This window comes from Acidovorax sp. MR-S7, assembly GCF_000400995.2.
Classification (GTDB): domain Bacteria; phylum Pseudomonadota; class Gammaproteobacteria; order Burkholderiales; family Burkholderiaceae_C; genus MR-S7.
Genome location: NZ_DF238950.1, coordinates 165,098 through 190,249, shown reverse-complemented (window position 1 = coordinate 190,249; position 25,152 = coordinate 165,098). Strand labels below are relative to the sequence as shown.

The following is a 25,152-nucleotide window of genomic DNA, read 5'->3' as shown; positions in this document are numbered from 1 at the left end:
CCGCCGTCCGTTCCTGCCCTTGCGCCCCACCGCGTTCGCCGCCCTGGGGGGGCGCTGGCGGCGGCGGCCCAGCCTGCCGAGGAGGCGCGCACGCCCGGCGCGGACGAGCCGAAGACACTCGAACCCGTCGTGGTGCGCGCCCGCCTGGCTGACGAGGCGCCGCGCGAGGTGCCGTTCAGCGTCAACGTCATTGGCGGCCAGGAGATGGAGGAGCGCCGGCTGTTCTCGGTGGAAGAGGCGCTGTGGCAGATCCCCGGCGTGGAGATGAACTCCAACGGCGGCGACTCGTGGAATGCCAACGTGCGCATCCGCGGCGTGGGCGCGCTGCAGAAGGTCAGCGGCGAGGACGCCTCGGTGGGCCTGACGGTCGATGGCCAGCCGATGCTGGTCAACAACATGTCGTCGCAGGCGTTCGACCTGGAGCGCGTGGAGGTGCTCAAGGGCCCGCAGGGCACGCTGCTGGGCAACTACAGCGAGGCCGGCGCCATCAACGTCATCACCGCCAAGCCCACGCGGCACTTCGAGGGCTACGTGCGCTCCGAGATCGGCACCGACCGGCAGCGCATGGCCGAGGGCGCCATCAGCGGCCCCCTGAGCGAGACGCTCAGTGCCCGCCTGGCGCTGCGCGGCACCGCCAGCGACCACTGGGTGCACGACTGGCAGACGGGCGCCGTCGTCAGCACGCCGCGCGACACCGGCGTGCGCGGCACGCTGCTGTGGCAGCCGCTGGCCACGACCAAGCTGACCCTGACGGCCCAGCACGACAGCCTGCGCGGCCATCCCAACATCTTCGCGCTGCACCCCTACGGCGACCCGGTGGCGGTGGACCGCGGCACCACCCCGTGGACCAACGACAGCCGCAGCGTGGACCGCGTGGGCGCCACGCTGGAGCATGACCTGGGCTTTGCGCTGCTGACTTCGGTCACCGGCTACGTCAAGGCCGACACCTGGATGATGAACATCCCCTACGAAGGCCACCAGTACCGGCGGCTGATCGGCATGGCGCCCGAGGACGGCGGCTACTTCGTCATGCGCAACGGGGAGGGTACGACCTCGCAGGAACTGCGCCTGTCCTCCCGACCCGGCGACCGCGTGTTCTGGGTGGCCGGCCTGAACTGGCTGCGCCACCAGCGCGACGTGGACATGCCGTTCGGCGCCTTCGACCATTTCTACCCCACCAACTACACCAACGGCACCATGCTGCGCCGGCTGGAGAGCACCAGCCGCGCCGTCTTCGGCGAAGCCACCTTCCCCGTGGCCGAGCGCCTGAAGCTGACCACCGGCCTGCGCCACACCTGGGACCGCAAGCGCCAGCGCGCGAGCTGGCAGGCCGTGCCGGGCAACGACGGCCCCATCCGCTACGCGGAGGACAACCACGCGCTGCGCGACCACTACACCACCGGGCGCCTGGGCCTGGGCTGGGCGCTGGATGCGCAGACCCACCTCTACGCGATGGCCTCGCGCGGCTACAAGAGCGGCGGCTACAACGACTACGGCACCAACGTCACCCTGGGCGGCAGGGACGCGCCCTACGCCGCCGCGCGCGTCAACGCCTTGGAGATCGGCGCCAAGCACGAAAGCGCCGACGGCCGCTTCGGCCTGAACGCCGCGCTGTTCGAGTCGCGCGGCAAGGGCGACCACATGCTGTTCTTCGACGTCATGACCTTCGGCATGTACGCCGAGAACGTGGACACGCGCAGCCGCGGGCTGGAACTCTCGGGCTTCTGGAAACCCGCCGCCGGCCTGACGCTGGACGCGGCCCTGGCCTATACCGACGCCAAGATCACCGGCGTGGCCGCCACCAGCACCTCGGGCGCGGCGGCCGGCAACCGCGTGCCCGACAGCCCGAAGTGGAGCGGCAGCATCGGCGTGCAGCACCGCATGCCGCTGGCCTCATTCATGGGTTGGCAGTCGCCCGCGTGGAGCACGCGCTTGGGCCTGCGCTTCGCCAGCAGCCGTGCGGGCGACCCGCAGAACCAGTTCACGCTGCCCGGCTACCACCAGGTGGATCTGCGCACCGGCGTCTCGGGCGGCAAGACCGAGCTGTACCTGTGGGTCAAGAACCTGACCGACAAGCGCTACGACTCGTTCGGCTACTACTACCCGGCGATGGTGGAGGGTGGGCCGGACGCTGTCATGGGGCTGCCCGTGCGCGGGCGCACCGTGGGCGTGGGCTTCGCGTACTACTTCTGATGCGGCGCACGACGACCTGGCTGGGCTTGGCCGCCCTGGTGCTGGCCTGCGGCGCCGGGGCATGGCGCGTGGCCCTGCCCGCCGCTGCTACCCAGGCGCGGGCGGACTGGGAGAAGCGCTGGATCACGCCGCTCGACCCCAACGTCTGCACCACCGAGCCGGGGCAGACTTCGCGCTTCATCGACGCCGCCGCCGAGCATGCCCTGCGCGTGGCGGGCGGCGATTTGACCATCGACATCGACGCCGCCACCGGCCGCGCCCAGGGCACCTGGACGCTGCACGCGGTGGATGCGCCCTGGGGCTGGCTGCATTTGCAGGCGCCGCCGGGCTTCACGCTGCACGCGGCGCGCGCCCGGCAGTCGCCGCTGCAAACCGAGGTACATGGCAGCCACATCGCCGTCGGGCTCGACGCCTGCGCGCGTGAGAAGTGTGACGTGGCGCTGGACTTCAGCGCCGAACCCGGCAAGGGTGATTGGCTGCCCGCCGAGCGCCTGCTGCCGCGCCTGGGGCTGGACGGCGACCGCGTGCTGCGCAGCCCCGCCGAGCGCGAACGCCACGGCCTGCCAGGTTTCATCACGCTGCCCGGCGAGCTGGCCGCCGTGCCGCTGGCGGGCGTGGCCCCGGCGGGCGAGTGGCGCTGGCAGGCGCGGGTGCGGCAGGGCGCGTCCGCCGCCGTTTCCACGGGCCAGACCAGCGGCGCGCTGGATTTCGTGCTTTCTGCTCCTGATGAGAATGCCGCCGCGCTGGCCGCAGAAGCCCAGGCCTTGCGCGCCTGCGTGGCCGCACGCATGGGCGATGCGCCGCAGGTGGAAGCCGTCGCTTTCGCGCCAGCATCGACACCGGCGCGCTTGTCGGCGGGCACGCTGTGGCTGCCCCAGGCGTTGCAGGGCGACCCCGCATTGCGCCGCGCCGAGATGGCCCGCGCTATCGCGCTGCGCCACGTGGCCGACGCGGGCCGCCTGCGCCAGACGCGCGGCGCGCAGTGGCTCGCCAGCGGCCTGCCCGGCGCGGTAGGGCTGCTGTGCGCGGCGGAGAACGCATCGCCCGCCGCAACGCAGGCGCTGCTGCAACGCGCCTCGGCCCAGGCCACGCAAGCCTTGCAGGCGCAGGCCGACGAAGTGGGCGCGGTGGCCTTCGCCGCCTTTGACGGCTGGGTGCGCGACTACGCGCCGCTGGCCGCGCTCGACTCGGTGCGCCGCCTGAGCACGGCGCAAATCCAGACCCTGCTGGCCGAACTGGGCGGCGGCGTGCGCATCCAGTACGCGCTGTCCGCAGCGCTCGGCACGTCCCGCGCCACGCTGGCCTTGAGCATGCCGCTGGCCACCAATCTGCGCATCGGCGCGGCAGGCCGTCCCGAGGGCGAGCGCTGGCGCTGGCAGCAGGGCGGCTGGAAGCGCCTGACGGCCTTCGACCAAGGCTGGGCGCTGGCCGAAAGCGCCGACGGTGCCTTGTGGCTCGATGCCTGGCCCGGTTACGAGCGCGACTTCACCGACAACCTGGCCGCGCCTGTGCTGGCGGCGGCTGCATCGAACTCATCACCATCCGCTGGAGCAACACCATGAAAAGACGCCAGATCCTCAAATATTCCGCCAGCCTGCCGTTGCTCGGCGGCTCCACGCTGCTGCTCAAGGCCTGCGGCGGCAGCGGCGGCGATGGCGGCGCGCAGCCCAAGGGCACCCTGCCCATCCCCGAGCTGGTGCGCGCCGACGCGGCCACGCCCGTCACGCTGAAGATCCAGAAAGGGCAGTACGAATTCCTGCCCGGCAAGAAGTCCGACAGCTTCGGCATCAACGGTGCGCTGCTCGGCCCGGCGCTGCTGGTGAAAAGCGGCGCGCAGTTCAACGTGCGCGTGGAGAACGCGCTCGACGAAGACTCGGTGCTGCACTGGCACGGCCTGCTGGTCGATGGCGGCAGCGACGGCGGGCCCGCGTCTGCCGTCGGGCCCAGCAAGAACTATGCGGTCAAGGCCGCGGTCGACCAGCCGGCGGCCACGCTCTGGTACCACGCCCACCCGCACATGCGCACGGGCTTCCAGACCGCCATGGGCGTGGGCGGCCTGCTGGTCGTCGAGGACGACGCCAGCGCCGCGCTGGGCCTGCCCCACGCCTGGGGCGAGGACGACGTGCCCCTGGTGCTGCAGGACAAGTACCTGAACGCCGACGGCAAGCTCACCTACAAGCTCAACCACAACACCGTGGGCCTGGGCTGGTTCGGCCAGCACATGTTCGTCAACGGCGTGCAGCAGCCCACCCACTACGCGCCGCGCGGCTGGGTGCGGCTGCGCCTGCTCAACGCCTGCAATGCGCGCGTGCTCAAGCTGCGGCTGGGCGGCAACGCCACGTTCCACGTCATCGCCAGCGACGGCGGCTTGCTGGCCGCGCCCGTGCCGGTGACGGAGCTGGTGCTGGCGGCGGCCGAGCGCTTCGAGATCCTGGTCGATGGCTCGGCGGGCCAGCCCATCGAACTCATCATGGCGCGCCACGACGAGCAGTACGGCGCCAATGCCGCGCCGTTCGACGTCGATCACACGTTGCTCACCATCCACCCCACGCTGCCCGCGAAGAACGGCCTGCTGCCGCCCGTGCTGGCCGGCTTGCCCGAGGCGCAGGCACCGCAGGGCGCGCGCGAGCGCCACATCACCTTCCAGTTGATGGGCCATTTCCCCATCGACCCCGACCCCACTGGCTCGCTGCCGGAGATCTGGCCCTTCGACTTCGCGTGGAACGAGGAGGACTCGGTCTTCGACGACCACACGCTCACGCACATCAACCAGATCGAGGTGGACGGCGCGCCGATGGAATCGTTCAGCCTGGACACGGCCAGCTTCCGCGTGCTGCGCGGCACGTACGAGCGATGGCGGCTCACGCTGCGCACGGGCGACACCTACCCGCACCCGTTCCACGTGCACGGCACGCAGTTCCGCATCCTGGCCATCAACGGCGGCCCGGTGCCCGCGCACCTGCAGGGCTGGAAGGACACCGTCAACATCACGCCCGCCGCCAACGTGCGCGCGGCGCCGGGCACGGTGGACATCCTCGTGCGCTTCGACCACGCGGCGGCCATGCCGCACCCGTATATGGTGCACTGCCACAACCTCGAACACGAGGACGGCGGGATGATGCTGGGCTTCGAGGCGGTATGAGCGGGGTCGATCTCGGCGGCGTGCCCGAGACCATGCTGTGGACGCTGCACAACCGCGCCAGCGAATTGCTGCGCCCGGACGCCCTGCTGCGCGACCCCGAGGCCGAGCGCATCTACCGCGCCATCGCCTACGACTACCGGCGCAGCTTCGGCACGCCCGACGCCTCGCACGCCGTGCGCTCGCTGCAGTTCGACGAGGCGGTGCGCGACTGGATGCGGCGCCACCGCGGCGGCACGGTGGTGGAGCTGGGCTGCGGGCTGGAGACGCAGTTCCAGCGCATCGACGACGGCCGCGTGCAATGGCTGTGCGTGGACGTGCCCGAGTCCATCGACGTGCGCGAGCGCTTCCTGCCGCCCGCGCCGCGCTGCCGCCACCTGCGCTGCAGCGCGCTTGACGCAAGCTGGATCGACGCTGTCGATCCCGCGCGCGGCGTCTTCGTCACCGCCCAGGGGCTGCTGATGTACTTCGGCGAGGACGAAGTGCGCGGCCTGCTGCAGACCATTGCCCGGCGCCTGCCCGGCAGCGAAGTGATGTTCGACACCATCCCCGAATGGTTCTCGCGCATGACCACGCGCGAGAGGGGCCTGTGGCGCACGCCGCACTACCGCGTCCCGCCCATGCCCTGGGGCATCGCGCCCGCCGCGCTGCCCGCGCGGCTGCGGGAGTGGCTGCCCACGCTGCAAGACGTGCGCGTGATTCCCTACCGGCGCTTTCGCAGCTTCCCCGCCGTGCTCATGCCCGCGCTGGGGCGGCTGCCGGGCCTGCGCGCCCTGGTGCCGGCCATGGCGCGCGTGCGGCTGGGCGGTGCCGGGAATACAAGCCAAATCGGCCTCTAGCGATTGCAGGGCAAGCGCAAGCAGCTATCAAAAAGGGAGTTTATCCACCATGACCGCATTCACCGGCCTCGAAGTGCGCGGCCTCGCCAAGACCTACGCGGGCGGCGTGCCCGCGCTGCAGGGCGTGGATCTGCGCGTGCCGCCCGGCCTCTACGGCCTGCTCGGCCCCAACGGCGCGGGCAAAAGCACGCTGATGCGCACCCTCGCCACGCTGCAGCGGCCCGATGCGGGCAGCATCCTGCTCGACGGCGTGGACGTACTCGCCGACCCGCACCACCTGCGCCAGCGCCTGGGCTACCTGCCGCAGCAGATCGGCGCCTACCCCGGCGTCAGCGCGCGCAGCCTGCTGGAACGCTTCGCCTGGCTCAAGGGCCGCACCGATGCGCGCGCGCGCCGCGCCGAGGTCGATGCGCTGCTCGACCAGGTGAACCTGGCCGACGCCGCAGGCCGCGCCGTCGCCACCTACTCGGGCGGCATGCTGCGGCGCTTCGGCATCGCGCTGGCGCTGATCGGCTCGCCGCGCCTGCTAGTGGTCGATGAGCCCACCGCCGGGCTCGACCCGGCCGAGCGCAACCGCTTCCACCGCGTGCTGGCCGACGTGGCCCAGGGCGCGGTGGTGCTGCTGTCCACGCACATCGTCGAAGACGTGCAGAACCTCTGCGCGCGCCTGGCCATCCTGGCGGGCGGGCGCGTGGTGGCCGAAGGCACGCCCGCCGACCTGGCCGCGCCGCTGGCGGGGCGCCTGTGGGAATGTGTGGTGCCGCACGGCGCGCCGCTGCCCGCGGGCGCGCTGCACCTGGCCGCCGCGCCGCAGGGCACGCGCGTGGTGGTGCACGGCGAGCGGCCCGGTGACGCCTTCGCGCCGCGCACCCCCGGCCTGGAAGACGTGTACTACCTCGCCCTGGCCGGCGCGGGCCTGGCCGACCAGGCCGAGGCCGCCTGATGCGCGCCCCCCACGTGCTGGTGCGCGAAGCCGCCGCCGAATTCCGCGCGGGCCTGGCGAGCGGCATCGCGCCGCTGATCTTCGCCGGCCTCACCGCCTACCTGCTGCTGGTGCTGTCCAGCGCGGGCTACCTGCGCGACATGAACGCGGCCGACGTGCCGCGCAACGCGCCCATGCTGGTGTATCTGATGACGCCGGGCATGTCCTTCTTCCTGTTCTTCGCCTGGGCCTGGGTGTTCGGCCAGTGCGTGGCGCGCGAGCGGCAGGCGCAGCTGCACGAAGTGGTGCTGGCCGCGCCCGTGCCGCTGGCGGCGCTGCTGGCCGGGCGCTGGCTGGGCGCCTGGGGCGTGGCGCTGCTGCTGGGCGCGTCGCAGGCCGTGGGCTTCGTGGCCGCGCCGCTGCTGGAGGCGGCGGGGCTGGTGCCCGCGGGCAGCATGGGGCCCACGCCCTGGGCGGCCCTCACCTGGAGCTGGCTCATTTACATCGTGCCGCTGTCGGCCGGCTGCGGCGCGCTGTACCTGCTGGCCGCGCTGCGCACGCGCGGCATGGCCGGGCCGTTCGCCGTGGCGGCGCTGCTGTGCGCGGTGTGGATGGCGGCCATGATCGTCATCAAGGACGGGCACATCAGCGACTTCCTCGTGGCGGTGGTCGACCCCTCGGGCTTCGGCGAGGCCGAGCGCCAGGTGCTCGGCTGGACGCCGCAGGAAAAGCGCGGCGCGCTCATCGCCGTCACGCCGGGCTTCGCGCTCAACCGCGTGCTGTGGTGCCTGGCGCCCGTGCTGTGGCTGGCCTGGGCGCTGCCGCGCGTGCGGCGCGAGCGGCTGATGCTGGAGGCGCCCGCCGTCCTCCAGCCCCCGCGCCAGGCCACCGTGCGCGTGGCCGCCATGCCGGTTGCGGCCCGGGCCACTTCCTGGTGGCGTGCGCTGGGGCAGGAGGCGCGCTGGCAGACCGCCCAGGTGCTGCGCAGCCGCGCCGCGTGGCTCGGCGGCGCGCTGCTCGTGGCCATGGGCGTGGCTGGCGCGTTCGTGCACGTCGTCGGCCATGCCGAAGGGCCGATGGTGCCCCGGCCCGAACTGCTGGGTCCGCTGCTGTTCAAGTTCACCTACCTGGTCACCGTGTTTATCATCGCGGCGCTGGCGGGCGGCATGGCGCGGCGCGACGAGCGCGGCGGCTTCGCCGAGATGGCCGACGCCGCACCCATGCCCGTGGCGCTGCGCTTCGCGGCGCGCTGCATCGCCGTCGGCGCCGTGGCCTTCGTGCTGGTGCAGCTGGTGGCCCTGTCCAGTCTGCTCACCACCGCCATCGCCGCGCCGCAGGCGTTCAGCCTCTGGCAGCCGGTGGCCATGCAGGCGCTGCGCCACGGGCCCGCGCTGCTGGAAGTGGCCGTGCTGGTGCTGCTGGTGCATGCGCTGGTGCGCCGCGCGGGCGTGGCGCATGCGGCGGCCATGCTGCTGGCCTTCGTGCTCATCGTGAACCACGAAGCCGCGCTGGTCGACTATCCGCCGTACCAAATCGGGCTGCCCCTCCCCGCGACGATTTCCGCTGCCACGGGCTGGGGGCCATGGATCGCGCCCATGCTCGCGGCCGATGCCTGGAAGCTGGCGCTGGTGCTGCTGTTCGCCGCGCTGGCCGCTCTGATCGTTCCGCGCGGCACTGATGTGCGCTGGCGCGTACGCCTGGCCGAGGCCGCGCAGCGTCTGCGCGGCCCGGCGGGCGCGGCGCTGGCCATGGGCCTGGCAGGCACGGCCGCCACGGGCGCGCTGCTGCATGCGCGGCTGGTGGAAGAGGGCGGCTGGCAATCGCCCGCGCAGCAGCGCGCCGACGACGCGCAGTGGGAGCGCCGTTGGCTGCGCGGCGATGCCCCGTTCAGCACCACGGGCGGTGAGGTCGCGCTGGCCGTGCATCCCGCCACGCGCACCGTGCAGGGCGACTGGCTGCTACGCGGCGTGCGGGCGCCGCAGGGCTGGCTGCACGCCGAACTGCCGCCGGATTTCACGCTGCACGCCGCACAGGTGGACGGCGCGCCGGTGGCGGCCGAATCGGACTACGACCACATCGCCGTGCCCCTCGGTGCCTGCGCTGTGGGCTGCGAAGTACGCCTGTCGTTCACGGTCGCCCCGCGCGGCTGGACGGCCGAAGGCGAGACGCCGTGGTTCACGCCCGCCGGCGTGTGGCTGCGCGCGCAGGACGTGCTGCCGCGCCTGGGCTTCGACGCAGCCCGGCTGCTGCGCGTGCCCGCCGAGCGTACCGCCGCAGGGCTACCTGCCGAAGTGCGCCTGCCCCCTTGGCAGTCCTCGGTGGCGGCGCAGGGCGTGGCCCCGTCGGGTGACTGGCATTGGCGCATCGCCATCGACGGCGGCGGCGAACAGGAAGGCCACACCACGGGCGCGCTGGACTTTGCCGCGCTGCGCGCCCCGCGCCTGCACGCCAGCCGCGTCAAAGGCCTGCAGGTGCTGCACGACGCCACGCGCGCCGCCACCGCGCAGGCCGTGGCGCGGGACGTGCAGGACATGCAGGCCTGCGTGGCGCGGCGCCTCGGCGCGGACATCGCCGTGGACACCGTCGCCCAGACTCCGCGCGAACTCGGCGAGCCGCTGCTGGCCGGCGGCCTGCTCTGGCTGCCCGAAGGCCCGCACTGGGACGTGGCCGAGGCCGGCGTGGGCCGCGCCAAGCGCCGCGCCGCCATTGCCCGCGCGCTCGCCGCGCGCCATGTGGCCGACGCCGCCGCGCTGCGCCAGGGGCCGGGCGGGCAGTGGCTGGCGCACGGCCTGCCCGGCGCCCTCGGCCTGCTGTGCGTGGCCGAATCCGGCGATGCGTCCTTCGTGCAGGGCCTGATGACGCGCGCCTCGGCCGACGCCACGCAGGCACTGGCCGCCAGCACCGCGCCCGTCGGCCCGCTGGCGCTCGCGCCCTACGGCGGCTGGGCACAACACCACACGCCGCTGGCCGCGCTGCACGCGGTGCAGCGGGTGGATGCCGATGCGCTGGCCGCCCTGCTGGCGGCGGTGCGCGGCGGCATGGCGGTGGAGCAGGCGCTGGCCCGGACCTGGGGCGCCGAATATGCGGCCTGGATGCTGGGGCCGCCGCTGGCTTCCGACCTGCACGCCGACGGCACCGGCGAGCGCTGGCGCTGGAACGTGGGCGGCTGGCAGGACGCCGGCCGTGCCGAGGGCGCGTGGCGCCTGGGCGGTGCGCTATGGCTGGACGGCTGGCCCGCCTATGAACGCTCGCCCGCGGACAACGTGCAAAAAGAATAGCTGCCAGCGCCTGTCATTCAATGGCTTAGATAGGAAAACTATCCAAAATCATTGAACGAAAAGCGCAAGCAGCTCCTATTTTGAGAGCGCCTTGAAAACCTCGCGTGCAGCCGCCACGGTGGCCTCGACGTCCGCCGCCGTGTGCGCCGCGCTCACGAAGCCGGCCTCGTACAGCGCGGGTGCGATGTACACGCCGCGCTCCAGCAGGCCGTGGAAGAGCTGGTTGAAGCGCGCGCCGTCGGTGGTGAGCACCTCGGGGTAGTTCTGCGGCAGCGCGGGCAGCAGGAAGAAGCCGAACATGCCGCCCTCGCTGTCGGCGCAGAAGTCCACGCCCTCGGCCTGCGCCGCACCTGCCAGCCCACCGATCAACGCGCGCGTGCGCGCGGCCAGCTGCTCGTAGAAGCCGGGCTTGGCGATTTCGCGCAGGGTGGCAAGGCCGCAGGCCGTGGCCACGGGGTTGCCCGAGAGCGTGCCGGCCTGGTAGACCGGGCCCAGCGGCGCGAGCTGCTCCATGATGGCGCGCGGCCCGCCGAAGGCGGCCAGCGGCATGCCGCCGCCGATGACCTTGCCGAGCACCGTGAGGTCGGGTGCGAAGCCGGGGATCTGCTGCGCATACAGGCTCTGCGCACTGCCCAGCGCCACGCGGAAGCCCGTCATCACCTCGTCGATGACCAGCAGCGCGCCGTGCTGCGTGCACAGCTCGCGCGCGCGGCGCATGAAGGGCACGCTGGCGCGCACGAAGTTCATGTTGCCCGCGATCGGCTCCATGATCACGCAGGCCACATCCTTGCCGTGCAGCGCGAAGGCCTCTTCGAGCTGCGCCACGTCGTTGTATTCGAGCACCAGCGTGTGCTGCACCACCTCGGGCGGCACGCCCGCGCTGGTGGCGTGGCCGAAGGTGGCCAGGCCCGAGCCGGCCTTGACCAGCAGCGAGTCGGCGTGGCCGTGGTAGCAGCCGTTGAACTTGATGATCTTGCTGCGCCCCGTGGCGCCGCGCGCCAGGCGGATGGCGCTCATGCCCGCCTCGGTGCCGGAGCTGACCAGGCGGATCATCTCCATCGACGGCACGTGGCGGATGATCTCCTCGGCCAGCTCCACCTCGCGCTCGGTGGGCGCGCCGAAGCTGAAGCCTTCCAGCGCGGCCTTTTGTACGGCCTCCAGCACGGCCGGGTGGCCGTGGCCCAGGATCATCGGGCCCCAGGAGCCGATGTAGTCGATGAAGCGCTGCCCATCGGCGTCCCACATGTAGGCGCCTTGCGCGCGCGCGATGAAGCGCGGCGTGCCGCCCACGGCGCGGAAGGCGCGCACAGGCGAGTTGACGCCGCCGGGGATGAGCGCCTTGGCGCGTTCGAACAGGGTGGTGTTGCGGTCAGTGCTTGGTGTCATGGGGTGGCATCTCGAAGCCTGCGATGGGGTCGGCTGCGGGCTCGTCATCGTCATCATCATCGTCGGGCTGGGCCCAGAACATCCGGTCGGGCAGCACGTGGCCCATGCCGGGGCGAAAGCCGTGCTCCAGGCAGCCGTCGAGGTAGGTCAGTGCCTCGCTGGTGGCCTCGCCCAGGTCGCAGCCGCTGGCCACCAGGGCGGCCAGCGTGGCCGAGAGGGTGTCGCCCGCGCCGATGAAGGTGGCCTCGAAGCGCTCGAACTTGCCGTTGCCCAGCACCGACTGGGGCGAGGCGAGCACGTTGTCGATGTGCTGCTCCGGCAGGGGCACGCCGGTCACGAGCAGGTAGGGCACGCCGCTTTCCGACGCGGCCATGGCCAGGTCGCGCGCGGAGGGGCTGCGCTCGCTGCTCCAGTCCGGCAGCAGCCAGCGCCACAGCGTGCTGTGGTTGCCCACCAACACCGAGGTCTGCGGCAGCAGCAGCTCGCGGAAGGCGTCGTGGTACTGGTCGATGGCGTCGTCGCTCCACCAGGACAGGTCGGGCATGTAGGCGATCACGGGCACCTGCGCGTAGTCGGCCGCGATCTCGGCGATGGTACTGAGGTTCTCGGGGCTGCCGACGAAGCCGACCTTGATGGCCTGCACGGGCATGTCCTCCAGCACGGCGCGGGCCTGTTCGGCCACGGTGTCCTCGTCGAAGGCGAAGTGCTCGAAGATCTCCGCGCTGTCGCGCGCGTAGGTGCCGGTCACGACGGGCACGGGGTGCCCGCCGACCGAGGCCACCGCGGCGATGTCGCCCGCGAGGCCGCCCGCGCCGCTGGGGTCGTTGGCGTTGAAGACCATCACGCAGATGGGCGAAGCGGCTTCGCCGCTATCGGCCTGCGCGGCCGTGTCATCCAGGGGAGAAGGGGTATTCGTGCTCATGAAGAAGTGCCAGCGTAAACGGTGGCACGAAAGCTGCATCCCGCAGTGATCACTAGATACAATCGTTGCATTCTATGTGAAGGCCCCTTAAGCTGTGACGGATCCCAAGACTTGGATGTGCTTGATTTGCGGTTGGATATATGACGAAGCAGCGGGATCTCCCGAGCACGGCATTCCACCCCAAACCCGCTGGGAGGATGTCCCTATGAATTGGACCTGTCCGGAATGCGGGGCCCGCAAGGAAGACTTCGAGATGGTCCAGATTTGAGGCGCGGCTCCTGCCAGCGTTGTTTATCGTTATTGTCAGGAGCAGTGAGAATTGGCTACGACAACAACCGGCCCCACGTTCAGGGTCCTCGTGGTGGATGACAGCAATACGATCCGGCGCAGCGCCGAGATCTTCCTCAAGCAGGGGGGGCACGAGGTGCTGCTGGCCGACGACGGCTTCGATGCCTTGGCCAAAGTCAACGATTACCAGCCGCAATTGATTTTCTGCGACATCCTGATGCCCAAGCTCGATGGTTATCAGACCTGCGCCATCATCAAGCGCAATGCCCGTTTCGCGGATACCCCGGTGGTGATGCTGTCGTCCAAGGATGGGGTTTTCGACAAGGCGCGCGGCCGCATGGTCGGCTGCCAGGAATATCTCACCAAACCATTTACCAAAGACCAATTGCTGCAGGCAGTGCAGCAATTCGGAAATGCGCAACAAGGAGCTATGTAATGCCGATCCAGAAGGTATTGGTGGTTGACGACTCGAAGACCGAGTTGATGTTTCTGACCGATTTGCTGCAAAAGAAAGGCATGCAGGTGCGCACGGCGGAGAACGCGGACGAGGCCTTCCGCCGCCTGGCCGAGGAAAAGCCCGACCTGATCCTCATGGACGTCGTCATGCCCGGCCAGAACGGTTTCCAGCTGACGCGCGCCATTTCCCGCGATCCGCAGTATGCCGACGTGCCCATCATCATGTGCACGAGCAAGAACCAGGAGACGGACCGCGTCTGGGGCATGCGCCAGGGTGCGCGCGGCTACATTACCAAGCCCGTGGATCCTGCCGAGCTGCAGGCCAAGATCGACGCGCTCAACTAAAGGCTGACCGCTGTTCGCCCATGGCCAATCGTGAAGCGCTGAAAGAGCTCCAGACACGCCTCGCGGCACGGCTGCAGGCCGCGCGGGGAGAGGGGTCGTCCGTCTCGTCCTGGCTGGCCGTGGAATCCGCCGGCAGCCGTTTCCTTCTTCCCCTGGGGCAATCGGGAGAGATTTTCCCCTGGGGCGGCGTGCAGGCCGTGCCCTACACCCAGCCATGGTTCCTGGGCGTGGCCAACCTGCGCGGGTCGCTGACGGGCGTCGTGGACCTCGCTGCGCTGCTCGGCGCCTCCGCGGCGCGTTCGGACCAGGCTCTGGCCGAGTCCAGCCTGCTGGCACTGAACGGGGCGCTGGAGGTGAACGCCGCGCTGCTCGTCGACAAGCTGGCAGGACTGCGCGGCGCCGAAGCCTTCGTATCGTCCGAGCCCGCGCAGGACGATGCGCCGCCCTATTTCGGCACCACCTATCTCGATTCCCAGGGCACGCGCTGGCAGGAACTGAATCTGCAGGCCCTTTCCCAGCATCCCGCGTTTCTCAGCATCAGTGCTTGAGTTCACTCAGCAACCCGTGCTTGTGTTTCTTCCATAAGGCAGCACCATGTCCGTCGTCAATTCCCTCGGAAAACTGTTCAACCGCAAACCCGCCGACCCGGACGCCGATCCGAATCTGCAGGACGCGGGTCAGGATCCCCTGGCTGTCGGCGCGCTGTCCGAGGCCTACCAGGCCGATGCCATGCACAGCGTCCAGGGCGACCCGGGCGTGCCCTCGCAGTACGGAGACGGCGAATTCGCCGACGAGGACATGGTGGCGCTGCCCCTGCTGGGGCGCGCCACCGCGGCCAGCCACCAGCGGCGCCTGCTGCTGCTGCTGGGCGTGGGCCTGGTGGTGCTGGCGCTGATCGCAGGCTGGGTGCTGCAGCAGGCCAACCGCTCCGCGCAGCAGCTGGCCGCCACGGGCCAATCGCTGATGCAGTCGCAGCGCCTGGCCAAGTCGGTGTCGCAGGCCCTGGTGGGCAGCCCGCAGGCGTTCCCCGACGTGGTGGAAAGCTCGGGCGTGCTGGCGCGCAACGTGCGTGCGCTGGGCAACGGCGATGGCGAGCTGGACGTGCAGGCCCTGGGCGAGCCGTTCAAGCCTGAACTGGACGCCATCACGCCGCTGATGGAGCGCGCAGAGCGCAATGCCAAGGTGGTGATGGGCCAGCAGAAGATCCTGACCCAGGTCGGCGACGCCCTGCGCACCATCAACCGCCAGTCCTCCGATCTGCTGGAGATCGCGGAAACCGTGTCGTCGCTCAAGCTGCAGCAGAACGCGCCGGCGTCGGACATCTCCGCCGCGGGCCAGCTCGTGATGCTCACGCAGCGCATCGGCAAGTCCGCCAACGAATTCCAGACCACCGAAGGCGTGAGTCCCGAAGCCGTGTTCCTGCTGGGCAAGGACCTGAACTCCTTCAAGGAGATCGCCCAGGGCATGCTGGACGGCAGCGCCGACCTGCGCCTGTCTCCCACGCGCGATGCGCAGACGCGCGAGCAGCTTGACGCGCTGATCAAGCTCTACGAGCAGACGCGCACGCAGGCCGGCGCCATCCTGGGCAACCTGCAGGGCCTGGTGTCCGCGCGGGAAGCGCAATCGGCCATCATTGCCGACAGCGAGCCGCTGCGACGCCAGCTCGAGGGCCTGCAGGCCAAGCTGTCGGCCCAGTCGGGCATGGGGGCGGGGCAGTTCGCGGCCCTGGCCGTCGCCGGCCTCTTCGTTCTGCTGTGCGGCGTGGGCATTTCCCGCGTGCAGCTGCTGGACAGCCGCAACCGCCAGTCCGCCGCCGAAGCGCTGCAACGCGATGCCAAGCGCCAGGAGCAGGAGGCCAAGCGCGTCAACGATGCCAACCAAGCCGCCATTCTGCGTCTCATGAACGAACTGCAGTCGGTGGCCGAGGGCGACCTGACCCAGGAAGCCACGGTGACCGAGGACATCACGGGCGCCATCGCCGACTCCGTGAACTACACGGTGGAAGAGCTGCGCCAGCTGGTGGGCAGCGTGCAGAACACCGCTGCCCGCGTGGCACAGACCACGGCGCAGGTGGACAGCACTTCCACGGAGCTGCTGGCCGCCTCCACCGAGCAGCTGCGCGAAATCCGGGAAACGGGCCGCTCGGTGCTGGACATGGCATCGCGCATCAACGACGTGTCCGCCCAGGCGCAGGAATCGGCCTCGGTGGCCCGCCAGTCGCTCCAGGCCGCAGACTCCGGCCTGCAGGCCGTGCAGAACGCCATCGGCGGCATGAACGCCATCCGCGACCAGATCCAGGAAACGTCCAAGCGCATCAAGCGCCTGGGCGAATCGTCGCAGGAGATCGGCGAAATCACCGAGCTGATTTCCGACATTACCGAGCAGACCAACGTGCTGGCCCTGAACGCCGCCATCCAGGCCGCATCCGCCGGTGAAGCCGGCCGCGGCTTCTCGGTGGTGGCCGAGGAAGTGCAGCGCCTGGCCGAACGCTCAGCGGACGCCACGCGCCAGATCTCGGCGCTCGTGAAGGCGATTCAGACCGACACGCAGGATGCGGTGGCCGCCATGGAGCGCTCCACGCAGGGCGTGGTCGAGGGGGCGCGGTTGTCCGACAGCGCCGGTACCGCGCTGTCCGAGATCGACCAGGTGTCGCGCCGCCTCGCGGAGCTGATCGAGCAGATCTCGTCCTCCACGTCGCGCGAGGCGGAACTGGCCAACGGCGTGGCCGACAACATCCAGCACATCTTCGCGGTGACGGAGCAGACGGGTGAAGGCACCCGCACGACGGCGCAGCAGGTGCGCGAGCTGTCCCACATGGCCGAGGAACTGCGGCAGTCCGTGGCACGGTTCAAGATCGCCTGAGCCCATCCCTTCAACGAACTGGCTGCGCGACAGCCGGGGACGCATCCATGTCATCTATCGATGCCGCAAACGCTCCGGGTGCCGATTGGGCCCAGGGTGAGCAGGACCTCGGGCCCCTCGCATGGGTGCTTGACGAGCTGCGCAAATCCTTGGACGGAGCCGTCAAGGCCATGCGCAGGTTTGTGCGTGACGCGGAGGTCGCCCGGGAATCCGACCTGGCTTCGCTGGATGCGGGCGCGCTGCGCATCGCACGCCAGCAGTTGCACCAGGCCAGCGGCGCGCTCGAAATGGTGGGCATGACTCCGCCGGCGCTGGTGCTGCGGGCCATGGAAACCGCCGTGCAGCGCTTTGTTCAGCGGCCCGAACTGTGCAGCGACGATGCGGCTGAGGTGATCGAGCGCGCGAGCTTCGCCCTGGTCGAATACCTGGAGAACGTGCTTGCCGGCAAGCAGGTGTCTCCCGTGGCCTTGTTCCCGCAGTATCGCGAGGCCCAGGCCCTGGCGGGAGCGGACCGCGTGCACCCGGCCGACCTGTGGCCGGTGGAGCGGCGCTTCCGCGAGCCCGACCTGCCGGTGCCCGAAACGCCGTTGCCCTATGGTGCCGAGGCGCGCGCACGCCTGGACAGCGCCGTGCTGCGCATCGTCAAGAACGCCGACGCGGGCGCCGCGGCGGATATGCAGAACACCTGCATGGGGTTCGCGGCAGCGCAGACCGACCGGCAATCGCGCGCGTTCTGGAAGATCTGCGCTGGCTTCTTCGAAGCGCTGGCCCATGGCATGCTCAAGCCGGACGTGTACGTCAAGCGCGTGGCCTCGCGCGTGCTGATGCAGTATGCGGCCCTGGCCAAGGGCGATGGCGCCATTGCCGACCGCCTGGTGCAAGACCTGCTGTTCTTCTGCGCCCAGGCCGATGCGGCACGCACGGCCGCCGATGCGCCCGCGCTGCTCGCCGTGCGGCAGGCCTTCGGGCTGGACCGGTACAAGCCGGTGGACTACGACACCCCGCGTTTCGGCCTGTTCGACCCGGCCCTCCTGGCCCAGGCGCGCAAGCGCATCGCGGCCGCGACGGAGACGTGGTCTGCGCTGGCGGGCGGGGACCGCCTCAAGCTCAAGCCAGCCGCCGACCAGTTCAGCCTGGTGTGCGATTCGCTGCGCAAGCTCCATCCGGACAGTGAACCGCTGGCCCAGGCGCTGACGCGTGCCGTCGAGGCGACCACGCGCGCGGGAGAACCGCCGTCGGCGGCACTGGCCATGGAAGTGGCCACCTCGGTCCTGTACCTGCAGGCGTCCTTCGAGGAGCTGGACGTGGCCCAGGAGTACATGGCCGAGCGCGCAGCGCGCCTGGCCGACCGGCTCGACGGTGTGGCCGCGGGCGGCGAGCCCCAGCCGCTCGAGCAGTGGATGGAGGAGCTGTACCGCCGCGTGAGCGACCACCAGACCATGGGCAGCGTGGTGGACGAATTGCGCGCGACGCTGGCGGAAGCCGAGAAGTCCATGGACCAGTTCTTCCGCAACCCGGAGGACGTCGCGGCGCTCAAGCCCGTGCCGGGCTGCCTGCAGCAGATGCGGGGCGTTCTTTCGGTGCTCGGCTTGGACCAGGCATCGCTGGCGGTGGTGCGCATGCGCGATACCGTCGAGCGCCTGCTGATCAACGATATCCCCGCGCAGGAGCGCCAGGGCGTCTTCGAAAAGCTCGGCAACAGCCTGGGCGCGCTGGGCTTTCTCATCGACATGCTGAGCTACCAGCGCACGATGGCGCGCAAGCTCTTCGTCTACGACGAGGAACTGGGAGAGCTGCGGATCCTCATGGGGCGTGTGCGCACGCGCGCTGCCGACAGCCCGCGAGAGGCCGAGGCCGCGCTCGAGTCGCGTGGCCAGGAGCCCGAAGCCGAACTGGCGTTTCCCGATGCGCCGGAACTCACCGAGCCCTCGCCCGCGCAGGACACCGCACCCGCCCTGCTGGTCGACCTGGATTTTTCATTGCCGGCCACGCAAGAGGCCGCGGTGTCGTCCCCCGTGCCTCTGGACGTACCCGCGCCCGATGCGGCGGAGCCGGCCAGCGTGGCCCCTCCCGTGCCGCAGGACGACGATGGGGAGGACGAACTCCTGGACATCTTCCTGGAGGAAGCGCGGGAAGTGGTGGCCAACGGCCTGGCTGCCGTCGCGGCACTGCACAACGAACCCGGAGACCTGAGCGAGCAGACCACGCTCAGGCGTGCGTTCCACACGCTCAAGGGCAGCTCGCGCATGGTCGGGTTGAACGATTTTGGCGAGGCCGCATGGTCCATGGAGCAGACGCTCAATGCCTGGCTGGCGGAGCAAAAGCCCATCAAGGCGCCGCTGCTGCAATTGTCGAGCGAAGCACTGCAGGCATTTGGCCGCTGGGCGGACGATATTGCGACTGGATCGGCGGACCATTGGAATCCGCAGGCATTCCAGGCCACGGCCGATGCGATGCGCGTGGAGGGCACCCTCGTGCCCCTGGAAGTGCCCGGCGCTGCGCAGCCGCAAGCGGTTCCCGAACCTGCCGCGCTGCCGCAGGAGCCTGAGGCGGCCGAGGTGCCCTTGCCGGAGGATGAATCCCCGGCCGATACGATGCCCGGACCCGCGCAGGCCGAGGCGGCGCCTCTCGAGTTCGACCTGCTGCTGCCCGACATCGACCTGGGGCAGGCCGACGATTTCGCGGACACCTCGATCCATGAGGCCGAAGAGGCAGCCTCCCCGGAGGACGCACCTGCCGAGCTCACTGCGGCGGAGCTGGCGGAAGAGATCGATTTCGCGGTCTTCGAGCAGGCGGTTGAGGCCGCGGCGCAGCAGGAGGCGCACGCTGCCGAGGCTCCTGCGGAGCCTGCGGTGCAGGAGGCGCCTTCACTGGAAGAGGCGTTCTTCATCGCGACGGATATCACGCCCGAATTCATCCTGGAAGAGCCTGAGGGCGCACTGGAGCCGCACGCAGCCAGCGCCGAGCCCGAGATTTCCCAGGAGCCCGAGGTGCCCGCGGAGGAAAGCCTCGATGCAGCCGCGGCTGTGCCGGTCGATGAGGCTGTCAAGGTCATCGAGCACCTGCGCATCGGCATACCGCTGTACAACGTCTACCTCAACGAAGCGGACGAATGGTCGCGACGGCTGGTCACGTCGCTGCAGGAGTGGTCGCTGGAGCTGCACCGACCGCTGCCCGATACGGCGGTGGCGCTGGCCCATTCCCTCGCAGGCAGCTCCGCCACCGTGGGGTTCGCGGCGCTGTCGGAAATGGCGCGCATGCTGGAGCATGCGCTGCAGCACGTGCAGCTGCAGCCGCGCGGCCTGCCCGAGCAGGCGCAGTGCTTCAATGCGGCAGCCGACGACATCCGCCGCCTGCTGCACCAGTTCGCCGCCGGCTTCCTCAAGGAGCCCAACGCGCAGTTGCTGGAGCAGTTGCAAGCCATCCTGCAGACCGAGGTGACCAGCGGCATGGCCCAGCTGGAGGACGAGGCTGCCGAAGGGGAAGGCGCGGACGCCGTCGAAGCCCCTGCGCCGCTCGCCGTGGCGCGGGCCCTGCCCTCGGCGCAGCCGGCCACGGAACTGGACCGCGACCAGCTGATCGATGACGCCATCGCGCATGCCGTGGCATCCAGCGTCGATGACGACATCGACGTGCTGGACATCATCGACCCCGACCTGTTCCCGATCTTCGAGGAAGAGGCGCTGGAATTGCTGCCCACCCTCGGCGCCGCGCTGCGCCAGTGGTCGGCACGCCCCGAGAACCTGGGCGCGCGCAGCGAGTTGCTGCGCGCCCTGCACACGCTCAAGGGCAGCGCCCGCCTGGCGGGTGCGATGCGGCTGGGTGAAATGGCCCACCGCATGGAAACCGCCGTCGAGCAGATCGACACGGAAGCCGTGACGGCGCAGGACATCGAGCCCTTGCTGGCGAGCTTCGATGGCCTGCAGGCGAGCTTCGACGCATTGCGCACCATCGGCGCGCAGCCGCTGACCGAACCCGTGGCCGTGCCGGCTGCCGCCCTGCCGGACGAGCCGGCGGCTGCAGCGCCCGCGGCCGAGCTGGCTGCGTCCCGGCCCAAGCCTCTTGCAGTGGCGCCGGTGGCGCGGCCCGTGGCCAGCGTGCCGGCACGCACGGCTGGCGGGCAGTCGGTGCGGGTGCGCGCGCAGCTGCTGGACCGCCTGGTGAACCAGGCGGGCGAGGTGATGATCGCCCGCTCGCGCCTGGACGCGCGCATGACGCAGTTGCGCGGCTCGCTGGACGACCTGACGGGCAACCTGGAGCGCCTGCGCCAGCAGATGCGCGACATCGAGGTGCAGGCCGAATCGCAGATGCAGTCGCGCCTGGCGCTGTCCAGGGATTCGGCGGCGGGCTTCGACCCGCTGGAGTTCGACCGCTTCACGCGCGTGCAGGAGCTCACGCGCATGATGGCCGAGTCGGTGAACGACGTGGCCACGGTGCAGCGCAACATGCAACGCGCGATGGAGGGCGCCGAGGACGACCTGATCGCCCAGGGCCGGCAGGCGCGCGAGCTGCAGCGCGACCTGCTGCGCACCCGCATGGTGGAGTTCGAGGGCATCTCCGAGCGCCTTTATGCCGTGGTGCGCCAGGCTTCCAAGGAAACGGGCAAGCAGATCAAGCTGGACATCTCCGGAGGCTCCATCGAAATGGACCGGGGCGTGCTGGACCGCATGACGCCCGCCTTCGAGCACCTGCTGCGCAACTGCGCCGGCCACGGCATCGAGGCCCCCGAGGCACGGGTCGCCGCGGGCAAGCCTGCCGTGGGCACCATCACCATCGCGCTGCGGCACGAAGGCAACGACGTCTCGGTGGAGTTCCGCGACGACGGCGCGGGCCTGGACATCGACCGCATCCGTGCCAAGGCCGTGGCACAGGGGCTGATCGCGCAAGACGCGCCGCTCACCGACGCCGATGCGGCGCAGCTCATCTTCATGCCGGGCTTTTCCACCGCGACGGAGGTCACGGGCCTGGCGGGCCGCGGCATCGGCATGGACGTGGTGCGCTCGGAAGTCAACGCGCTGGGCGGCCGCATCGAAACCGGGACGGCTGCGGGCCGAGGCTCGTCGTTCCGCATGGTGCTGCCGCTGACGACGGCCGTGACGCAGGTGGTGATGCTGCGCGCGGGCACGCTCACGTTCGGCGTTCCTGCCAGCCTCATCGAGATCGTGCGCCGCACGAAGGGCGCGGAGCTCGATGCCGCCTATGCCGGCCACAGCTTCCACGATGGCATGGGCGACCTGCCCTTCTACTGGGCGGGCGCCCTGCTGCAGGCTTCCGCGCGCAGCCAGGAAGTGGCGGGCAAGAGCCGCCCCGTGGTCATCCTGCGCAGCGCGTCGCAGCGCATCGCGGTGCATGTGGACGAAGTGCTGGGCAACCAGGAAGTGGTGGTGAAGAACCTGGGGCCGCAGCTGTCGCGCCTGCCGGGCCTGGCCGGCATGTCCGTGCTGGCTTCCGGCGCCGTGGTGCTGATCTACAACCCCGTGGCGCTGTCCACGGTGTATGGCGAACAGGTGCGCAGCGCCACGCATGCGCCGGCCGTTGCCGAGGCGCCCGCAACGCCCGAAGCGGCGCCGCAGGCCTCCGCCAGCCAGGTGCCGCTGGTCCTGGTGGTGGACGACTCCATCACCGTGCGCCGCGTCACCCAGCGCCTGCTGCAGCGCGAGGGCTACCGCGTGGCGCTGGCGGCCGACGGCCTGCAGGCGCTGGAGCGGCTGCAGGAGGAGCGGCCGGCGGTGGTGCTCTCGGATATCGAGATGCCGCGCATGGACGGCTTCGACCTGGCCCGCAACATCCGCGCCGACGCGGCGCTGCACGGCCTGCCGATCATCATGATCACCTCGCGCATCGCGCAGAAGCACCGCGACCACGCGATGGAGCTGGGCGTGAACCACTACCTCGGCAAGCCCTACTCCGACGAGGAATTGCTGAGCCTGGTGCAGCACTACACCCGCCAGGCCGCCGAGGTGCCAAGCGCCTGACGCAGCGCATCCGCGGGGGCTTCGCCGGGCCCCGCGGCGCAGGCCCTAAAATCGGGCCATGCCTGCCGAGTCCGCGCCCATGAACCTGACGCACCACTTCCTGATCGCCATGCCGGGGCTGGAAGATGCGTCCTTCGCGCGCAGCGTGGTGTACCTGTGCGAGCACAGCGAGCGCGGCGCGCTGGGCCTGATCATCAACAAGCCCATGGACATCAGCCTGGAAGGGCTGTTCGAGAAGGTGGACCTGTCGCTCGGGCGCAAGGACCTCACGCGCGAGCCCGTTTTCCAGGGCGGGCCGGTGCAGACCGAGCGGGGCTTCGTGCTGCACGATCCCATGCGCGCCGCCGCCGCGTCGGACGACGAAGAGGCGGACGACTCCGCCTACGCCTCGACCATGGCCATCCCCGGCGGGCTGGAGATGACCACCTCCAAGGACGTGCTGGAGGCGCTGTCGCACGGCGCCGGGCCGCGGCGCGTGCTGGTCACGCTGGGCTACTCGTCCTGGGGGGAGGGCCAGCTCGAATCCGAACTGGCCGAGAACAGCTGGCTGACCGTGGGCGCCGACCCGGCGGTGATCTTCGAGACCCCCGTGGGCGAGCGCTACGACCGTGCCCTGGGCCTGCTGGGGCTGCAGGCGTGGATGCTGTCGCCCGAAGCGGGGCGTGCATGAGCGGCCAGCCTGCCCCGGCCGTCCCTCCCGCGCACTTCCAATCCTTCCTGGCCTTCGATTTCGGACTCAAGCGCACCGGGGTCGCGGTCGGCACGCGCATGCTGCGCACGGCCACGCCGCAGGCCACGATCCGCGCCGAGGGCGATGCGCGCTTCGCCCAGGTGGCCGAGCGCATCCGCGAGTGGCAGCCCGACGCGCTGGTGGTAGGCGTGCCCCTGCATCCCGACGGCGCGCCGCACGAGAACACGGCGCGCGCGCAGAAGTTCGCGCGCCAGCTGCGCGGGCGCTTCGGCCTGCAGGTCTTCGAGGTGGACGAGCGCTACAGCACCACCGAGGCGCATGCGCAAGGCGCGCGGGACGCCGACGCGGCCTCCGCCTGCATCATCCTGGAACAGTTTTTGAGGAGTCTTCCATGAGTTACCTGACGCTGGACGCCGAGGCGCTCTACGCCGAGCTGCTGCGCGGCGTGCGCGCGGCGCGCGGGCCGGATACGCAACTGGCGGGCATCGCCTCGGGCGGCGCGTGGCTGGCCGAGCGGCTGCAGAAGGATCTGGGCCTGCCCGGCAGCGCGGGCGTGCTGTCGTCCAGCATGCACCGCGACGATTTCGCCAGCCGGGGCCTGGCCGCGAGCACGCAAACCACGTTGCCGTTCGACGTGAACGGCGCCGACATCCTCGTCCTCGACGACGTGCTCTACACCGGCCGCACCATCCGCGCCGTGCTCAATGAGCTGTTCGATTACGGCCGCCCGGCCCGCGTGCGCCTGGCGGTGCTGGTGGACCGCGGCGGGCGCGAGCTGCCCGTGGCGGCCGAGTTCGCCGCCGCGCGCGTCGCGCTGCCCGCCACCCAATCGCTGTCGCTCGCCCGTACCGAGGGCGGCGCCTTCCACTTCGACATCAAAGAGGTCTGACGGTGCTGTACAAGCGCAACCCCCAACTCAACAAGAACGGCGAGCTGGTCCACCTGCTGTCCATCGAGGGCCTGCCGCGCGATATCGTCACGCACATCCTCGACACCGCCGCCAACTTCGTGAGCGTGCAGGAGCGCGAGGTCAAGAAGGTGCCGCTGCTGCGCGGCAAGAGCGTGTTCAACCTGTTCTTCGAGAACAGCACGCGCACGCGCACCACGTTCGAGATCGCGGCCAAGCGCCTCTCGGCCGACGTTTTCAACCTCGACATCGCGCGCTCATCGACCGCCAAGGGCGAGACGCTGCTCGACACCATCGACAACCTGAGCGCCATGGCCGCCGACATCTTCGTCGTGCGCCACAGCGAGTCGGGCGCGCCCTACCTGATCGCGCAGCACGTGGCGCCGCACGTGCACGTGGTCAACGCGGGCGACGGGCGGCACTCGCACCCCACGCAGGGGCTGCTGGACATGTACACCATCCGGCACTACAAGAAGGACTTCAGCAACCTCACGGTCGCCATCGTCGGCGACGTGCTGCACTCGCGCGTGGCGCGCTCGGACATCCATGCGCTCACCACGCTCGGCGCGGCCGAGGTGCGCGTGGTCGGCCCGCGAACGCTGGTGCCCGGCGACCTGGCGCAGATGGGCGTGCGCGTGTTCCACAGCCTGGAGGAGGGCATCAAGGGCTGCGACGTGGTCATCACGCTGCGCCTGCAGAACGAGCGCATGAGCGGCGCGCTGCTGCCCTCGAGCCAGGAGTATTTCAAGAGCTTCGGCCTCACGCCCGAGAAGCTGCTTCTCGCCAAGCCCGACGCCATCGTCATGCACCCCGGCCCCATCAACCGCGGCGTGGAGATCGACTCCGCCGTGGTGGACGGCCCGCAGGCCGTGATCCTGCCGCAGGTCACCTTCGGCATCGCCGTGCGCATGGCCGTCATGTCCATCGTCGCCGGGAACGAGGCTTGAAG

General features: G+C 70.5%; 18 protein-coding genes. 16 read left to right on the top strand and 2 right to left on the bottom strand.

Annotation, left to right across the window (positions count from 1 at the left end):
- Positions 1-132: 132 nt before the first annotated feature.
- Genes AVS7_RS17085 through AVS7_RS17060 form a run of 6 tightly spaced genes read left to right on the top strand, consistent with a single transcriptional unit; the run spans position 133 to position 10,371 of the window.
- Positions 133-2,193, top strand: a complete 2,061-nt coding sequence (locus AVS7_RS17085) for a TonB-dependent receptor (protein WP_144425131.1) — start codon at positions 133-135, stop codon at positions 2,191-2,193.
- Positions 2,193-3,755, top strand: a complete 1,563-nt coding sequence (locus tag AVS7_RS17080) for a hypothetical protein (protein WP_020230822.1) — start codon at positions 2,193-2,195, stop codon at positions 3,753-3,755. The genes AVS7_RS17085 and AVS7_RS17080 overlap by 1 nt, the downstream gene beginning before the upstream one ends.
- Complete coding sequence (locus AVS7_RS17075; RefSeq protein WP_020230821.1) at positions 3,752-5,335, top strand: multicopper oxidase domain-containing protein; 1,584 nt, start codon at positions 3,752-3,754, stop codon at positions 5,333-5,335. The genes AVS7_RS17080 and AVS7_RS17075 overlap by 4 nt, the downstream gene beginning before the upstream one ends.
- Entirely contained in the window at positions 5,332-6,171 is an 840-nt protein-coding gene (locus AVS7_RS17070; protein WP_020230820.1) for a class I SAM-dependent methyltransferase, read from the top strand. The genes AVS7_RS17075 and AVS7_RS17070 overlap by 4 nt, the downstream gene beginning before the upstream one ends.
- Before the next feature lie 49 nt (positions 6,172-6,220).
- A complete protein-coding gene (locus AVS7_RS17065) occupies positions 6,221-7,114 on the top strand; it encodes an ABC transporter ATP-binding protein (RefSeq protein ID WP_020230819.1) in 894 nt (297 codons plus the stop codon).
- Positions 7,114-10,371: an ABC transporter permease gene (locus tag AVS7_RS17060; protein ID WP_020230818.1), complete on the top strand. Its 3,258-nt coding sequence runs from the start codon at positions 7,114-7,116 to the stop codon at positions 10,369-10,371. Before AVS7_RS17065 ends, AVS7_RS17060 begins: the two co-directional genes overlap by 1 nt.
- Positions 10,372-10,446: 75 nt before the next feature.
- Here the strand turns inward: AVS7_RS17060 and hemL are convergent, their stop codons facing one another.
- Together hemL and AVS7_RS17050 are read right to left on the bottom strand one after the other, a co-directional pair.
- Positions 10,447-11,757 (bottom strand): glutamate-1-semialdehyde 2,1-aminomutase, encoded by a 1,311-nt coding sequence (gene hemL / locus AVS7_RS17055; protein WP_020230817.1) that lies wholly within the window; start codon positions 11,755-11,757, stop codon positions 10,447-10,449.
- Positions 11,741-12,679 carry a bifunctional hydroxymethylpyrimidine kinase/phosphomethylpyrimidine kinase gene (locus AVS7_RS17050; protein ID WP_020230816.1) on the bottom strand — a complete coding sequence of 313 codons (939 nt, stop codon included), beginning with the start codon at positions 12,677-12,679 and terminating at the stop codon, positions 11,741-11,743. Before AVS7_RS17050 ends, hemL begins: the two co-directional genes overlap by 17 nt.
- A gap of 115 nt (positions 12,680-12,794) precedes the next feature.
- Here AVS7_RS17050 and AVS7_RS23965 point away from each other — a divergent pair, with 115 nt between their 5' ends.
- Genes AVS7_RS23965 through AVS7_RS17005 form a run of 10 tightly spaced genes read left to right on the top strand, consistent with a single transcriptional unit; the run spans position 12,795 to position 25,150 of the window.
- Positions 12,795-12,947, top strand: a complete 153-nt coding sequence (locus AVS7_RS23965) for a rubredoxin (protein WP_082176588.1) — start codon at positions 12,795-12,797, stop codon at positions 12,945-12,947.
- A 51-nt stretch (positions 12,948-12,998) separates the two neighbouring features.
- Positions 12,999-13,403, top strand: a complete 405-nt coding sequence (locus tag AVS7_RS17045; protein WP_034691812.1) for a PleD family two-component system response regulator — start codon at positions 12,999-13,001, stop codon at positions 13,401-13,403.
- Positions 13,403-13,768 (top strand): PleD family two-component system response regulator, encoded by a 366-nt coding sequence (locus tag AVS7_RS17040; protein WP_011794058.1) that lies wholly within the window; start codon positions 13,403-13,405, stop codon positions 13,766-13,768. The genes AVS7_RS17045 and AVS7_RS17040 overlap by 1 nt, the downstream gene beginning before the upstream one ends.
- A gap of 20 nt (positions 13,769-13,788) precedes the next feature.
- Positions 13,789-14,316 carry a chemotaxis protein CheW gene (locus AVS7_RS17035; protein WP_020230814.1) on the top strand — a complete coding sequence of 176 codons (528 nt, stop codon included), beginning with the start codon at positions 13,789-13,791 and terminating at the stop codon, positions 14,314-14,316.
- A 46-nt stretch (positions 14,317-14,362) separates the two neighbouring features.
- Positions 14,363-16,630 carry a methyl-accepting chemotaxis protein gene (locus tag AVS7_RS17030; RefSeq protein ID WP_020230813.1) on the top strand — a complete coding sequence of 756 codons (2,268 nt, stop codon included), beginning with the start codon at positions 14,363-14,365 and terminating at the stop codon, positions 16,628-16,630.
- A gap of 47 nt (positions 16,631-16,677) precedes the next feature.
- On the top strand, positions 16,678-22,605 hold the full coding sequence (locus AVS7_RS17025) for an Hpt domain-containing protein (protein WP_034691809.1): 5,928 nt from the start codon (positions 16,678-16,680) through the stop codon (positions 22,603-22,605).
- Between the two features lie 58 nt (positions 22,606-22,663).
- Positions 22,664-23,275, top strand: a complete 612-nt coding sequence (locus tag AVS7_RS17020) for a YqgE/AlgH family protein (RefSeq protein WP_020230811.1) — start codon at positions 22,664-22,666, stop codon at positions 23,273-23,275.
- Positions 23,272-23,691, top strand: coding sequence for a Holliday junction resolvase RuvX (gene ruvX, locus AVS7_RS17015; protein WP_020230810.1), 420 nt, complete (start codon positions 23,272-23,274; stop codon positions 23,689-23,691). The genes AVS7_RS17020 and ruvX overlap by 4 nt, the downstream gene beginning before the upstream one ends.
- Positions 23,688-24,185: a bifunctional pyr operon transcriptional regulator/uracil phosphoribosyltransferase PyrR gene (gene pyrR / locus AVS7_RS17010; RefSeq protein WP_020230809.1), complete on the top strand. Its 498-nt coding sequence runs from the start codon at positions 23,688-23,690 to the stop codon at positions 24,183-24,185. The genes ruvX and pyrR overlap by 4 nt, the downstream gene beginning before the upstream one ends.
- A 2-nt stretch (positions 24,186-24,187) precedes the next feature.
- Positions 24,188-25,150, top strand: coding sequence for an aspartate carbamoyltransferase catalytic subunit (locus AVS7_RS17005; protein ID WP_020230808.1), 963 nt, complete (start codon positions 24,188-24,190; stop codon positions 25,148-25,150).
- Positions 25,151-25,152 lie beyond the last annotated feature (2 nt).